Here is a 14,822-nt window from a genome sequence, read left to right on the forward strand (position 1 = left end):
ATTTCAAGAGTCAATTCTTTTGTTCCTCCCTTACACTGCAACCGGTCGCGGATCTGCGTAATGGGCCAGACCGTAGTTGCGGGTAAGGCACTCCTGCGGGTTATTGACATGCCATTCAAATTCGTCACGGAAGTGACGGATGGCAGCAGCAACCGGCCATGCGGCCGCATCCCCCAGCGGACAAATCGTATTCCCTTCGATCTTGCGCTGGATATCCCACAACAGGTCGATATCAGATTTGGACCCTTTACCACTGTCGATCTTCTTCAGGATCTTTTCCATCCAGCCGGTTCCCTCCCGGCAGGGCGAACATTGTCCGCAGCTTTCGTGACGGTAGAAGCGGGCGAGGGTATAGGTGTTCTTCACCACACACTGGTCTTCATCGAGTACGATAAAGCCCCCGGAGCCCATCATCGAGCCGGTGGCAAAGCCGCCATCGCTGAGGCTTTCGTAGTTCATATAACGGGTCTCCCCCTTTGCCGTTTTCAACAACAGGTTGGCAGGCAGGATGGGAACAGAGGAACCTCCGGGGATACAGGCTTTGAGCCTTTTGCCGTTGGCGATCCCGCCGCAGTATTCATCGCTGTAGATAAATTCTTCCACAGAAATGGTCATGTCAATTTCGTATACACCAGGCTTGTTGATATTGCCACAGGCGGAGATCAGTTTGGTACCGGTAGATTTGCCGACGCCGATTTTCGCATACTCTTCTCCACCCATATTGATGATCGGCACCACGGCTGCCAGGGTCTCCACATTGTTGACCACCGTTGGCCGGTCCCATACACCCTTTACGGCAGGGAAAGGTGGCTTGATACGGGGATTGCCCCGCTTGCCTTCCAGCGATTCAATGAGGGCGGTTTCTTCTCCGCAGATATACGCACCGGCCCCACGCTGTACATAGATCTCACAATCGAATCCTGTTCCCAGGATATTCTTGCCGAGAAAGCCATTGGCTTTCGCTTCTTCGATAGCGTGCTCGAGGATATCAGGAATCCAGGCATATTCGCCACGGATATAAATATAGGTAGCGTTGGAACCCAGCGCATAGGAGGCTACGATTAGTCCTTCGATCAGCAGGTGCGGCAGGAATTCCATCAGGTACCTGTCTTTAAAAGTACCGGGTTCTGATTCATCAGCGTTGCACACCAGGTGACGGGGTATTCCCTCCGGTTTGGCCAGGAAGCTCCACTTCATACCAGCGGGAAAGCCTGCACCACCACGGCCACGCAGACCGCTTTTCTTAACTTCTTCGGTAACCGCGTCGGGACTCATTTGTTTCAAAGCCTTTTCCACGCTCCGGTAGCCACCTTCGCGGCGGTAGACTTCGTAAGTCCTGATGCCTTCCACGTGCGCTTTATCCAATAAGAGTTTTACAGCCATATTACGCTCAGGTTCTATAGTTTAATTCAACACACCGGCTTCTTTCCGGCAGTTCTCAATGATCTGGTCCACCTTTTCACGGGTCAGGTGCTCCCGGAAATGTTTTCCCAGTTGCATCATAGGGGCATAACCGCAGGCACCCAGGCACTCCACTGTTTTCAGGGTGAAGAGCCCGTCAGGAGTAGTTTCCCCGATACTGATGCCAAGGCGCTGTTTGATATAGTCAATGATGTTATCGGCACCGCTGATCATACAGGGGCCGGTCTGGCAAACTTCGAAAAGATATTTGCCTACCGGCTTCAGGTTGAACATGGAATAGAATGTCGCCACCTCATACACTTCGATCGGCTCCAGCTGCAACAGGCTTGCGACATAGTCCATAGTCTCTGCACTGAGCCAGCCGTATTCTTCCTGCGCCAGGTGCAGCACGGGAATCAGGGCGCTCTTCTGCTTTCCTTCCGGATAGCGGGCAACGATCTTCTTCACCTGGTTCAATCGCTCTTCTGAAAATGTAATCATAGTATTCAATGTCAACGTCAATAGTATTCTTTATGCATCCAGTTCACCGGCGATCAGGTTGAGGCTGCTCATGGTGATGATCGCATCACTCAGCATCGCACCTTTTGTAAGTTCACTGTATGCCTGGTAATAGATGAAACAAGGCCTTCTGAAATGCAGGCGGTAAGGTGTTCTGCCACCGTCGCTGATCAGGTAGAATCCCAATTCACCGTTGCCGCCTTCCACGGCATGGTACACCTCCCCTTTCGGCATATCGATTTCACCCATCACGATCTTGAAGTGCCAGATCAGCGCTTCCATCTTGGTGTACACATCTTTCTTTTCAGGCAGGTAATATTCCGGTACATCAGCGTGATAAATCTCTGCCTCTGCTCCCGTGAAGGCTTTTACCTTTTCATAAGCCTGTTCGATGATGCGCAGGCTTTGCCACATTTCTTCATTGCGCACGAGCCAGCGATCGTAGTTATCGCCGGTGGTGCCCACAGGAATATCGAACTGGAAGTCTTCGTAGGAACAATAAGGTGAGGTGACGCGCACATCGTAGTCAGCCCCTGCTGCCCGGAGATTGGGGCCGGTGAAGCCATAATTGAGGGCCCGTTCAGCGCCGATTGCGCCGGTTCCCATGGTACGTTCCATAAAGATCCTGTTGCGCTCAAAGAGTGCGATGAATTCTTTCAGTACACCAGGATATTCAGCCAGGAAGCGGTCCAGTTTCTGGAAGGCTGTAGGGGTGAAATTTCTTTCAAACCCACCGATCCGGCCGATATTGGTCGTGAGGCGGCTGCCGCAGATCTCTTCATAGATCTCATAAATCAGTTCGCGGTACTGCATCACGTAGAGAAATCCTGTAAAGGCACCGGTATCCACGCCGACGATCGAATTGCAGATCAGGTGGTCGGAGATCCGCGCCAGTTCCATGATGATGATGCGGAGATAGTCTACACGCTTGGGCGTTTGTACACCCAGCAGTTTTTCGCAGGTCATGTGCCATCCCATGTTGTTGATCGGTGACGAACAGTAGTTCAGCCGGTCGGTTAACGGGGTGATCTGGTACAGGGGACGGCGTTCGGCGATCTTTTCAAATGCCCGGTGGATATAACCAACGGTCTGTTCTGCCGATACGATGCGTTCTCCATCCACTTCGAGGATATTCTGGAATACACCGTGTGTAGCCGGGTGTGTGGGACCAAGATTGAGCGTAGTGGTCTGCTTTCCGATGGATCCTTCCGGAAGTTTGACGTGGTGTTCAGGATGGTGTATAATATCTGACATTTTCCGATTATCTATTTTGGTATCTGGTCAACTTTAGGAGCTTCGCCGAGCTTTTTTGATTCGTGGAAATATGCGGCTATTAAGTCTTCAATATTCTCCCAGGTTGCCTTTCTATTCTCTTGATTTATCATTTCAACCAGGGCCGGATTATCCGAAAAATATTGACTCAGGATAGCCGCTGCCCTCTCATTTTTTTTCTTATTGCCTATCTTACCACTGGTGGGCAATTCACTTAGTCCTTTTTCGTCATTATCCAGAAATATACGATAACTGGTAACTTTCGACGTATACATGGGGGCACCATTGACACCCGAAGAATGCATCGTCTTCGTCGTCGTGATGATTTTATAGTAGGTTGTTATTCCATTTGACCAACCAGTTACTACATATTTATCTTCACCAGGATCTCCGAAACCTTCTCTGCTGTAATCAAAATTGAAAACTGGTTTACGGAAGGGAAGAAAAATCCAGGTGCTATCGTCATCAGATACTATCCTTTTGGAAAGGAACACGTTTCCATTTACTCTGAATCCCTGTATATCTCGTGGTTTAAACTTGATCTTTTCCCCCAATTGTTCTCCATTTCCGGTCATAATCTTCACGGAATAGGGAGATGCCTCCCGAAATTTGCAAGGAATTCTTTCACTTTTCCATGTAATGTATATGTCCGGTGGCGTGGTTGCGACAGAAGCTAGAATGTTCAATATGATCAAAAGCTGCATCATCCGCGGCCGAACATTTCGTCATCTTTATCTCTTCTTGTCTGATCTTCCATCGGGAACTCCTTGCGCATGGGGAAGTAGTCCATTTCGTCTACGTTGAGAATGCGTTTCAGGTTGGGATGCCCCAGGAAATTCACACCATAGAAGTCGTAGGTTTCCCTTTCCATCCAGTTGGCTGCCGAAAAAAGGCTGCTGGCTGTATAAACATCGGGAGCCTGGATGTCGGTAAACACTTTCATCCTGATCCTGACATTTTCGGTCATGTTATGCAGATGGTAAACAACCGCCAGTTCCCGTCCTTTCTGATCCGGATAATGTACCGCACATATGTCGGTCAGGAACCTGAATTTCAGCTCCGGTTCGTCATAAAGAAACTGCAGTACTTTAAGATTGAGGTCTTTAGGAACTTCAAATGTAAACATCCCGTAAGGAGATTCCATGTTGACGATCGCTTCGCCAAATTTCTCTTTGAGCGTTTCCTGTATATGTTCAATGGTTAATCCCATAAATTCTCGTTTATTCTATTCCGTAGCTTTCCAGCAACGCTTTATACCGGTCACTATTGCGGCGGCGGAGAGATTCTTTACCCACCAGCTCCTGGATCTTCATGAATCCGTCCAGGATCGCTTCCGGCCGGGGCGGACAACCCGGTACATATACATCCACGGGAACCACCTGGTCAATTCCCTGCAAAACGGAATAAGTATCGAAAATACCGCCGGAAGACGCACAGGCGCCTACTGCAATTACCCAGCGGGGTTCTGCCATCTGGAGATAAACCTGCTTTACAACGGGACCCATTTTTTTGGCAATGGTGCCCATTACCATCAACAGGTCACACTGGCGCGGTGAAAACCCTACCCGCTCGGCGCCGAAACGCGCGAGGTCGTAATGAGAGGCCATAGTGGCCATGAATTCGATCCCGCAACAGGAGGTAGCGAAAGGCAGCGGCCAGATGGAGTTCTTCCGGGCGAGGCCCACAAGATCACTCATCTTACCTGCGAAAAAACCTTCTCCCTGGAAACCCTGTGGCATATCAGCCACATTAACGGGTTTTCCTCCTTCATTCTTGACGTTATATTGAACCGGACGTGCCATAGTGTTCGGAATTTAGGTGAACAAATGCGGATGGGAGCTTAATCTTCCCAGCGAAGTGCTCCTTTCTTGATGATGTAAATGAATCCGCACAGGAAAAAGGCAACAAACATCAGCACGGCGAGAAATCCTTCCCAACCCAGTGCCTTAAAATTAACAGCGTAGGGGTAGAAAAAGATGACTTCCACATCAAATAAAACAAAGAGAATCGCCACCAGGAAGTACTTGATGGCCACCGGTTGGCGGGCATTTCCCACTGCATCGATCCCACTCTCAAAATTCTCCAGTTTGTCGCCGGTTTTCCGTGAAGGACCAAGCAGATGGGTGGCTACCAGGGTGATCACAACAAATCCTAATGCAAACAGGAGCTGAATGGCGATGGGCAGGTAATTGACGGTACTATTGACCTCTAACAAACAAAGATTCATGCTTTTGTTGTTGTACGCGCAAAAATAAGCCAGTGACTCTAATAAAACGCGTAACATCGAAAAAAAGCCCCGCGTTGGCGGGGCTTAGAATAGTATTAGAGAAATATCTTATTTAGCGGGCGATTTCGAACCTCCGGCGGGACTCTTCTTCGCTGGCTTGTTGAGGATGTCTTTGATCCGGGAAGCATCAGCGTTTCCGGGGTCAACTTCCAGTACTTTATCCAGGTATTTGGTTGCTGTTGCCTTGTCCTTTTTAATATCATTATAATAAGATACGAGGTAGAAATAAGAGGTAACAGCCTGCTGCTTGTATTTCACAGGGTCCAGTTCGGTTGCCTTTGTAGCGAGGCGCTCGTAGGCAGGCACTGCAAGTCCCTGGGACATCGTAGTATCCTGCGCCTGCTTGGCTCGTGCTGTCCACAGGTAGCCGAAGATCTCGTTCGGATACTTTTCAATATAAACATTGAAGATGCTGTCTGCAGTTGGATAACGCTGCGCCTGGTAATTGGCAAAACCCCAGTTGTACAGGTCCACATTGCTTGGATTGGGCTTGACAGTATACAGGCGTCCGAGGATATCCGCTTCAAGTTGACGGTTGCCGGATTTTTTAGCAAAAGCAGCTGCGTTAGACATCAGTTCCATGCGGCTGGCCTGGGCGGTATCGAGGGCGATCGCCTTGTCAAAACTGGCCATCGCCTCGGCTTCATTACCGGGGAATTTGCTGAGCAAAGTTGCCCGGAATTCATAATCCTTGGGAACAAATCCATCTTCCTTCTGCTTGGCGAAATAATCATCCAGGTATTTCTTGGCATTGATGGAATCATTCTTTTCATTGTAACTGTAAGCGATCAGTTTGTAGTAACGGGGATCGGCCTGGTCACCCAGTTTAGAGATGTAACTGTTCGCTGTGCTGATGGCTTCATCATAACGGCGGGCTGCAAACAACAATGAAGATCTTTCGTAGTCGAGCGCGGGTGTAACATCCGTTACTGCAGCGTACTTGTCAAAATAATCTTTCGCTTTGTTGATGTCACGGTTGAAATAATAATAATACAACTCAAAATAAGCGGGACCATAGTTGGGATCCATTTTGATGGCATCCTCAAACGCAGGCACAAATATTTCAGCATTGCGCTGTGTGAGGTAAACCTTGCCGATTGCCTGCTTGGCGCCGGCGTAATTCGGATCGAGTGCGAGTGCCTTCTGATAAGAGGAAACAGCTGCTCCTCCGTCTACCTGTTTGCGATAGGCATCCCCGATCAGGATCCAGGTCTCAGGACTGTTAAAACCTTTAATCTGCGTGGCTGCGGTAAGCTTTTCAATGGCATAACCCGCATCACCATTTTTAGCTTCGGTGTTGGCGCGCCCGATGGCGTTGATTACCGCAATATCTTTTGATTTGGACATACTCAGCGCTGTTTCAAAGCGCTGACGGGCCTCGTCTTTTTTACCTTCCGTCAGTTCGAGACCGCCCATTCCGGCCAGTAGCAGGGGCGCATTTCCGTTGGAAGCAAGTGCTTTCTGGTAGAGGGCTTTCGCTGCGGCGGTATCCTTCAGTTCCAGGAGCGACTGGCCTAACCAGTAAGTTGCATTGATATCATTGGGGTTGGCGGCCAGGATCTTTTCAAAGGTTTCCCGGGCGCTTTTGTACCGTTCGTAATAGAAGAACTTCTTACCCTGATCTACGTTTTGGGCCAACAGGGGCTGAGCGAAAGTGACTGCGGCGAACACCAGGCTGCTGAGGTATTTCTTCATGTTCGTTTGCTGTTTTTAGTCGAGTTGTAAATGTATTATAAAAATGGTCTGGTTTATTCATCAATTCCCGCGCTCCGTATTTCGAATCGCATTTTGGCCGGCCAGAGATAAGCCCTTTGGAAAATCAACTGTCCTCTTTCATAGATCAGAAAATTTACAAATCCGCTTCCCAACCCTTCATAATTTTCTTTTAAAATATATTGCAATCCCCGTACCAAAGGATATCTGCGCATCGCAATATTCGCCTGATATGGCTTAACATATGTTTCATTCGGACAAATAACACATTCCAGGGAGGCTATAGATACCTTCTTCTGGAAACTCAGTGCCATGGTGTCTTCGGGGTTGCCGATCCAGCTCACTCCCACGAACCCAATGGAATTGGGATTGTCCGCCACATATTCTATTACCTCCCTGCTGGATTTTGCTGCCTGTACAGTACTGCTGAAAGGCTTGCCGCGCAGGATGGAATCCATCGCATAACGGACAGTGCTCGTTGCCGTTTTCCCGTCCATCACCGGCTGCAGTTTCAGGGAACCCGTACCATCCAGGATACCCCGAACCTGGTCCATCGTGAAGATGGAATCCTTGCTCTTGTTGTTCACCACCAGCGCCAGTGCGTCATAGGCCATTTTACCCTGCACCGGCACAAAAGACAACCTATCCCGCATATCCTTCTCCTCCGCCGGCAACAATCCGCGGGTTACAATCACCATCCTGATACTGTCCACCATGAGGTCTTTCAGGCATTCCGCTTCCGGCTTGTAATGTGCGATGATCTTTGCCTTTGGAAAAGAGGATTCAAATACTTTGATCTGGGAATCGATGACAGGTTTAAAGGACTCGTCCACGCTGATGTGGATCGTTCCGCTGGTCAGGTTGTCGGTTCTGTATTCAACAGGGCCATTGTTACACTGGCTGAAAGCGAATAATGCACAGATTCCCAAAACATACCGGTTCCAACGATGATGCTTAAGCGCTTTAATAGTAGTCATTCGGAGTAATAGTTCTTTTGATATCCCCTGTAGATCCTCCATGCGCCATAAATGATACACATGAAAGCAAAAAAGTATTTAAAGAAGGGTTCCAGTTCAAAATTAAAGCCCAACCTGTCGGAGAACAGGAAGAATCCGCCGAAACCGAGGATCAGGATACCCATGCCATAATCCAGTATGGAACGCATGAGATTGTACTGTTTTTTCCTGTTATCCTGTTGATCTGAGGCCATATCAGCTGTTTATCCGGGTTGGGCAAGTTAGGAAAATTTCTAGTCTTCCCCCGCCTGAAAAATTACCGGGATGTTGAACCAGACAGGCACCGGGCGGCCGCCCTGTGATCCGGGTTTCCAGTCGGGCATCTTATGAATTACCCTTAATACTTCATTATCATAGGGTTCACCACCCTTCTGAACCAGTTCGATGCGATCGATCTTCCCGTTCACGCCTACTACAAAGCGCACGACTACTTTGATCTTTTCACCGGGTTGCTGGTCGTCATTCGGACGAAGGTTCCGGGAGAGCCAGCGCTGCAGGGCACCATCCCCGCCGGGAAAACTGGGCATAACGGAGGCGTAGGTCAGTGGCTCATCCACCGGCGGTTCAACTACAGGTTCGGGTACTGCCGGCTGTGTACCGGTTCCCTGCTGCACCGGCGCATCACCAGTGGTAGCCGTTCCGTCTGAAGTATAGTTGCTGATCTGTGCATTAACCATGACATCTGTTTCAGGAACCTCTGTGCTATCGGCCTCAGCGGTGATCAGTGGCGCCGTGTTTTCTATTGTTGCCACCTGGGTTGGATTGCCGGGTGGAGGAGGTGGCGGTGGTGCTACGGGAGGGAGCGGTTCAACCGGCGGTTTGATTTCAGTTAGTATCATAGTATCACCAACAGGAATTATATAATTGATATCCACGGGACGCGGATTGCGTGAAAACAACCAACCCAGGCTCAGCGCTATTCCCAGCATCGCCAGCAGGCTCCAGCGCAGGCGTTCATTATAATGCCTGCGCAGGTCGTAAGCACCATAGGTTTTATTTCTGTTTTCAAAAAGAATGTCAAGAAGATCGCTGCGTAAAATAGTTTCCGGTTTCATACAAAAAAGAATTTGGATGACTAAATAGGATGGGTAAACGCAGCGCTGTGTTCTTGCATGAGATGCCATCATGACAAGAATCCATACCGGAAACTATAGTATTTTTGCGGCCATGAAGATTTTGATGGTCTGCCTGGGGAATATCTGCAGAAGCCCACTGGCAGAAGGTATTATGCAGGAAAAAGCCCGACTGGCAGGGCTGAACTGGCAGGTTGACAGCGCCGGCACCAACGGCTACCATGTGGGTGAACCCCCGCATCGGCTTTCCCAAAAAGTAGCCCTGTCAAGGGGACTCGATATCAGCCATCAATGTTCCCGGAAATTTGAAGCAGCAGATTTTGATCGCTATGACATGATCTATGCCATGGCCAGCGACGTACTCGACGACATGCGCCGGATTGCAGGAAACCGTTTCAAAACAGAAAAGGCCGATCTCCTGCTGAATATTTTGTTTCCCGGTGAACTGCGGGACGTACCCGATCCTTTTTACGGACCCGAACCGGGTTACCACGAAGTCTACGACCTGATCGAATCTGCCTGTGACAGGATTATTGCACACTCAACCCGAACCCAACATGTCTAAACCATCCCTTCCTTCCGGCACCCGCGATTTTGGACCGGAGATCGTTCGCAAACGTTATTATATATTTCAGACCATCCGCCAGGTTTTTGAAAACTACGGTTTCCAGCCACTGGAAACCCCCGCCATGGAAAATCTCGAAACCCTGATGGGCAAGTATGGCGATGAAGGGGATAAACTGATTTTCAAGATCCTGAACAATGGCCTTTCTGATCCAGACAAATCAGAAAAAGCAAGACATGGATTTGAACTGGTCCTGGCCGGTAAAAATGAGAAGTCGATCACCGAAAGAGCGCTTCGGTACGACCTGACTATTCCCTTCGCCCGTTATGTGGCCATGAATGCAGGTCAGCTGGCACTTCCCTTCAAACGCTACCAGATGCAACCGGTATGGCGCGCCGACAAACCCCAGAAAGGCCGTTACCGGGAATTCTACCAATGCGATGCCGACATCGTCGGAAGTCGTAGCCTGCTGAACGAAGTTGAACTGACAGCACTATATGCAGAGGTTTTCGAAAGGCTGGATCTGCCCGTGGAGATCCGGATCAACAGCCGTAAACTGCTTGCCGCCCTGGCAGAAGCCTGTGGGGGTAGTGATCAGCTGACGGATATTACCGTTGCCATTGACAAGCTCGACAAAATCGGGATCGAGAAAGTGAAACTGGAAATCCTTGGTCGCGGCCTGAACGAAGGGCAATGGGAAACCATCCGGACTTTCCTTTCCATCGACGGCGATAACAACAGCCGGCTTGCTGCCGTCGAAAGCCTGCTGGGTCACCTGGCCATAGCGCAGGAAGGCATTACGGAATTGCGCACCATTCTGGGGAATGATCCCCCTGGCAACCTCGTACTGGATTTCACACTCGCCCGCGGACTAAATTATTATACCGGAATTATTTTCGAAGTCAAAGCTGTTGGTGTTGCCATCGGCAGTATTGGTGGTGGCGGCCGCTATGACGACCTGACCGGCCTTTTCGGCTTGCCAGGTATTCCCGGGGTCGGTATCAGTTTTGGGGTTGACAGGATCTATGACGTACTCGAGGCATTGCAACGATTCCCCGAAGCCGTACAGGCCGGCACCCGCGCCCTGTTCTTCAACCTCGGGCAGGCCGAAGCAAGAACCGCTTTCAGGTTGATGCAAATGCTCAGAAGCGCCAATATCCCCAGTGAACTTTATCACGAAACAGCCAAATTCGACAAACAGTTTAAGTACGCCGAGAAAAAGAACATTCCGCTGATCATTATTATCGGCAGCCAGGAACTGGAAAACAACACCTGTGTGATCAAGGACCTTCGGACGGGCAAGCAGACAACGCTCCCGCAAACGGAGTTGTTTGCCTACCTCAGCCGCCGGGGCGCATAACGGCTGAACCGGTCATTTTTTAACCTGCACAGAGTGGATGGCAGCGTCGAATATTTCCAGGTTGCCATTGGCAACGGAATCATAGCCGACAATAAAGCCATCCCTGGTCTGCCGGCTCCAATGAGTGCCATTGTCGTACTTGCCGGAACCGATCTGGCCGGTTGCTTTTTCCAGCGACAACATATCGCTTTCCGACTTCGTCAGCACGATACTGGGCTCATGAGCACCATCCCGGCAGGCAATGAAAAATGACGCGCCGTCCTTGTACTGAAAAGTCCGGACTACATTTCCGTCATTGTCACGGGAGTGGTTTTCTGAAACGGAACCGGGCGGAATGGCCAGCACCAGCCGGCGTTTTTTGGCGCCCTCGTTATAATCATATTCAACGCGGTCGCTTTTGGATAATACGCCGCAGGATGAGGTTGCTATCACTGTGATCAACAGCGATGCAAGGATGGGATTTCGTGGTAGCATGGTCAGGTGTTTGTGTACCTTAATTTAAACATACATCCACGAAGGATTTCGTGAAATGAGGCCGAGCGATGAACTCATGATAGGTATACCGGCAGAAGCAAAAAAAACTTCGTGGGCGAATGGGTCCGCACCACGAAGTTTTTACCGGTATATTTCTACTTTATACTGCGTCCGAAAGAGAACTGAAAGTAAAGTCCCTGATCCGCATCGGCGGTATCAGTGCATGACTGTTGGATTCGCCGCTCACCGTACGTTGCGGAATGCCCAGCGCATCCAGGTTGTTCAGCATGATCACGGGGCTTTCATTGAACCGGAAATTCTTGATCGGAAATTTGATCTTTCCGTTTTCAATGTAAAAAGTTCCGTCCCTGGTAAGCCCCGTTAGCAGCAAAGATTGAGGATCAACCTCACGGATATACCAGAGCCTGGTCACGAGCACTCCCTTTTCCGTTCCAGCGATCAGTTGTTCCAGCGATTGTGATCCACCTTCCATGATAAATCCATCAGGAAAGGGAACCGCCTTTACTCCTTTTTTCTGTGCCCAGAAACGGGAATATGGAAGATTTCTGATCGAGCCCTTGTCGATCCAGGTTACTTTCTCCTGCGGTCTGCCATCACCATTCCAGGGTGCTGTCGGCAGTTCAGGATTCTGAGGATCAGAATAGATCGTCACCCTTTCATCCATTAGTTTTTCACCAAGCCTCGTGGTACCACCGGGTTTGCTCAGGAAGCTTCTCCCCTCATCCGCTGATCGCGCATCCATGGAATACAGCAGGTTCTCCAGCAATACAATCGCAGCGGCCGGTTCCAGTATGACGGTATATTTTCCCGGTTCAATTGCCCTGGCCTCAGCAGATCCTTTTGCTTTTTGCGCTGCTACGGAAGTAGCAGCAGCTACATCCAGTTTCGAAACATCCGTAAATCCTTTTGAAGCGTACCCGGATCCCTTACCATCCTCGGTTCTCACCGTCACGTTGAAGTTGACACGGGTGTTGGTGTTGTAGGCAAAGAGTCCCTTACTGTTCATCATCGCACTGAAGCCGCGGCTGTCTTCCAGAAATCCCGCCGCCGTCAGTCCGCTATCTTTTGAGATTTTCAGGCTCTGCTCAACGGCATCTGCACGGTATTTCGCATCAATGGCAGCAGTCCCTTCGTCCCAGGTCTTACTGGAGGCTGCATACTGCTGAGGTCCCAGCATCGGCATGTACTCCGGATTTTCCGGGGCCAGCTGCGCCAGTTCCTCAGATCTGCGAACTACTTTTTCAAGTGAGGCGTCGTCAAATTCGTTGATAGTGGCAATTCCGAGTTTCTTCCCGTATGCGGAAGAAACCACGAGGCTGGACTGCCCGATAGAGCCGCTGGTGGATACGGCATTGCGGGCATAGCGGATATTCGCATTCTGGCCGAAACTGATATTTACTTCACATTCGTCAGCTTTGGAATAAGCCAGCACTTTCTTCAGCAGCTCGCGGGCTTGGTCTTGTGTAAGTAGTGGCATGACTATCCTATTTTTCTTGCTGTGTTAATGACGTTAACATTCTTAAAATGCGTGGTGGCTGATCCATGCGATACCGCATTGCTTTGCATCGGTTGGCCTTTCCCATCGCCGAAAGCCCCTCCCAAACGGTAATCGCTTTCATCGGCAATGCCGGCACAGGAATTCCAGAACTCCTGTGTATTGCTTTGGTAAGCAACATCTTTCAGCATACCGGCAATCTTGCCATTTTTGATTTCATAGAACAACTGCCCGCCAAACTGGAAGTTATAGCGCTGCTGGTCGATCGAGAATGATCCGTCGCCGATAATATAAATTCCTTTTTCCACGCCTTTGATCAGGTCATCGATACTTTTCTTTTCCCTGCCTGGCTGAAGACTCACATTCGGCATGCGCTGAAACTGAACGCTGCTCCAGCTGTCTGCATAACAGCACCCCTGCGATGCGTTCAACCCGAGGATATGTGCCTGATCGCGGATCACCTGGTAATTCACCAGCACGCCGTCTTTGATCAGGTCCCACTGGCCACATTTTACGCCTTCATCATCATAGCCCATTGCCCCCAGCGAACCCGGTTGCAGGCGGTCGGCCTTGATGTTGACGAGTTTGTTGCCAAAGTTGAATTTCTTCGTCTGCCATTTGTCCAGCGTCAGGAAGCTGGTACCGGCAAAATTGGCTTCATACCCCAGTACCCTGTCCAGTTCGGTGGGATGACCAACAGATTCATGAATGGTCAGCCACAGATGCGACGGATCGAGAATCAGGTCATACTTGCCCGGCTCAACGGATTTTGCTTTCAGCTTTTCACCGGCCTGTGCACCGGCGAGCCTGGCATCCTCCAGCATATCATAACTCTTCTTATATAGCGTGGTGACAGACTTGATCTTATCCTGCGGTTTCGCGGAAAGATATTCATATCCCATTCCGGAAGGCGCGCTTAATGAATTGCGCGTTTCGAATTTACCCGTGGCGGCATCGATCTTGGTAATGAAGAAAGCCGGCCAGATCCTGTGAATGTCCTGTTCAATATACGAACCGTCTGTAGAAGCAAAATACTTCTGCTCGTTCACGAGAAACAGCAGGGAAGTAATATAATTCGCCCCTGCCTTCATGGCGGCATCGCTCACGCCAAGCAGCAGGTCAACCTTTTCCTTGATGGGTACTTCAAACGCATTTTTTTCAATTGGCGTTTTCCAGCTTACTTCGCCATAGCCCTTCTGCGGAGCAAGTTGAACCGGCTCTTTCAGTAAACGGGCATTCTCCTTCGCAATGGACACAGCCATGGCTGCTGCTTTCGCAATGCTGTCATTGTCCAGCTGGTCGGTAGCGGCAAATCCCCAGCTGCCGTTGGCGATAACGCGGATCCCCATGCCGAAGGATTCGGTATTCACAATATTCTCAACCTTTTCTTCGCGTGTAACGACAAACTGATTGAGATAACGGCCAATACGGACATCGGTATAGGTAGCTCCTTTCGAACGCGCTGCATTCAGTGCCACATCTGCCAGACGCTTCTTTTGCGCCACATCGATACCTGGCTCCAATGCCTGTTCGGGCCGGATGATATTCCCCATGGTGGTGAAACCGGGAAGAATACTGCCAGCTGCGCCGAGACCGGAGAAATAAAGGAAATCACGTCTTTTCACG

At 49.9% G+C, this 14,822-nt stretch carries 16 protein-coding genes; 2 read left to right on the top strand and 14 right to left on the bottom strand.

Annotation, left to right across the window (positions count from 1 at the left end):
• Positions 1 to 30: 30 nt before the first annotated feature.
• The 11 genes from nuoF to FPE01S_RS24580 form a co-directional block, all read right to left on the bottom strand.
• Positions 31 to 1,383, bottom strand: a complete 1,353-nt coding sequence (gene nuoF / locus FPE01S_RS02575; RefSeq protein WP_046367345.1) for an NADH-quinone oxidoreductase subunit NuoF — start codon at positions 1,381 to 1,383, stop codon at positions 31 to 33.
• Positions 1,384 to 1,404: 21 nt separating this feature from the next.
• On the bottom strand, positions 1,405 to 1,902 hold the full coding sequence (gene nuoE, locus FPE01S_RS02580) for an NADH-quinone oxidoreductase subunit NuoE (protein WP_157473874.1): 498 nt from the start codon (positions 1,900 to 1,902) through the stop codon (positions 1,405 to 1,407).
• Positions 1,903 to 1,932: 30 nt separating this feature from the next.
• The gene (locus FPE01S_RS02585; RefSeq protein ID WP_046367346.1) at positions 1,933 to 3,174 is read right to left on the bottom strand and encodes an NADH-quinone oxidoreductase subunit D; all 1,242 of its coding nucleotides are present in this window, start codon (positions 3,172 to 3,174) and stop codon (positions 1,933 to 1,935) included.
• Positions 3,175 to 3,185: 11 nt separating this feature from the next.
• Complete coding sequence (locus tag FPE01S_RS02590; protein ID WP_046367347.1) at positions 3,186 to 3,899, bottom strand: hypothetical protein; 714 nt, start codon at positions 3,897 to 3,899, stop codon at positions 3,186 to 3,188.
• The gene (locus FPE01S_RS02595) at positions 3,896 to 4,402 is read right to left on the bottom strand and encodes an NADH-quinone oxidoreductase subunit C (RefSeq protein WP_046367348.1); all 507 of its coding nucleotides are present in this window, start codon (positions 4,400 to 4,402) and stop codon (positions 3,896 to 3,898) included. The genes FPE01S_RS02590 and FPE01S_RS02595 overlap by 4 nt, the downstream gene beginning before the upstream one ends.
• A 10-nt stretch (positions 4,403 to 4,412) precedes the next feature.
• The gene (locus FPE01S_RS02600; RefSeq protein WP_046367349.1) at positions 4,413 to 4,994 is read right to left on the bottom strand and encodes an NADH-quinone oxidoreductase subunit B; all 582 of its coding nucleotides are present in this window, start codon (positions 4,992 to 4,994) and stop codon (positions 4,413 to 4,415) included.
• Between the two features lie 38 nt (positions 4,995 to 5,032).
• The gene (locus tag FPE01S_RS02605) at positions 5,033 to 5,419 is read right to left on the bottom strand and encodes an NADH-quinone oxidoreductase subunit A (protein ID WP_046367350.1); all 387 of its coding nucleotides are present in this window, start codon (positions 5,417 to 5,419) and stop codon (positions 5,033 to 5,035) included.
• 108 nt (positions 5,420 to 5,527) lie between these two features.
• A complete protein-coding gene (locus FPE01S_RS02610) occupies positions 5,528 to 7,174 on the bottom strand; it encodes a tetratricopeptide repeat protein (RefSeq protein ID WP_046367351.1) in 1,647 nt (548 codons plus the stop codon).
• 53 nt (positions 7,175 to 7,227) lie between these two features.
• Positions 7,228 to 8,169 (bottom strand): PstS family phosphate ABC transporter substrate-binding protein, encoded by a 942-nt coding sequence (locus FPE01S_RS02615; RefSeq protein ID WP_046367352.1) that lies wholly within the window; start codon positions 8,167 to 8,169, stop codon positions 7,228 to 7,230.
• Complete coding sequence (locus FPE01S_RS02620; RefSeq protein ID WP_046367353.1) at positions 8,166 to 8,402, bottom strand: hypothetical protein; 237 nt, start codon at positions 8,400 to 8,402, stop codon at positions 8,166 to 8,168. Before FPE01S_RS02620 ends, FPE01S_RS02615 begins: the two co-directional genes overlap by 4 nt.
• A gap of 39 nt (positions 8,403 to 8,441) precedes the next feature.
• The gene (locus tag FPE01S_RS24580) at positions 8,442 to 9,263 is read right to left on the bottom strand and encodes a TonB family protein (RefSeq protein ID WP_052955460.1); all 822 of its coding nucleotides are present in this window, start codon (positions 9,261 to 9,263) and stop codon (positions 8,442 to 8,444) included.
• 70 nt (positions 9,264 to 9,333) lie between these two features.
• Here FPE01S_RS24580 and FPE01S_RS02630 point away from each other — a divergent pair, with 70 nt between their 5' ends.
• Together FPE01S_RS02630 and hisS are read left to right on the top strand one after the other, a co-directional pair.
• Entirely contained in the window at positions 9,334 to 9,846 is a 513-nt protein-coding gene (locus FPE01S_RS02630) for a low molecular weight protein-tyrosine-phosphatase (protein WP_245623927.1), read from the top strand.
• Positions 9,839 to 11,206 carry a histidine--tRNA ligase gene (gene hisS / locus FPE01S_RS02635; RefSeq protein ID WP_046367355.1) on the top strand — a complete coding sequence of 456 codons (1,368 nt, stop codon included), beginning with the start codon at positions 9,839 to 9,841 and terminating at the stop codon, positions 11,204 to 11,206. The genes FPE01S_RS02630 and hisS overlap by 8 nt, the downstream gene beginning before the upstream one ends.
• A gap of 12 nt (positions 11,207 to 11,218) precedes the next feature.
• On the opposite strand, the gene FPE01S_RS02640 is transcribed toward hisS, so the two are convergent.
• The 3 genes from FPE01S_RS02640 to FPE01S_RS02650 form a co-directional block, all read right to left on the bottom strand.
• Positions 11,219 to 11,680: a hypothetical protein gene (locus FPE01S_RS02640; RefSeq protein ID WP_046367356.1), complete on the bottom strand. Its 462-nt coding sequence runs from the start codon at positions 11,678 to 11,680 to the stop codon at positions 11,219 to 11,221.
• Between the two features lie 160 nt (positions 11,681 to 11,840).
• The gene (locus FPE01S_RS02645) at positions 11,841 to 13,178 is read right to left on the bottom strand and encodes a TldD/PmbA family protein (RefSeq protein ID WP_046367357.1); all 1,338 of its coding nucleotides are present in this window, start codon (positions 13,176 to 13,178) and stop codon (positions 11,841 to 11,843) included.
• A 2-nt stretch (positions 13,179 to 13,180) separates the two neighbouring features.
• The gene (locus tag FPE01S_RS02650) at positions 13,181 to 14,821 is read right to left on the bottom strand and encodes a TldD/PmbA family protein (RefSeq protein WP_046367358.1); all 1,641 of its coding nucleotides are present in this window, start codon (positions 14,819 to 14,821) and stop codon (positions 13,181 to 13,183) included.
• Position 14,822: the final 1 nt, after the last annotated feature.

The sequence above is a fragment of the Flavihumibacter petaseus NBRC 106054 genome (assembly GCF_000974785.1).
Classification (GTDB): domain Bacteria; phylum Bacteroidota; class Bacteroidia; order Chitinophagales; family Chitinophagaceae; genus Flavihumibacter; species Flavihumibacter petaseus.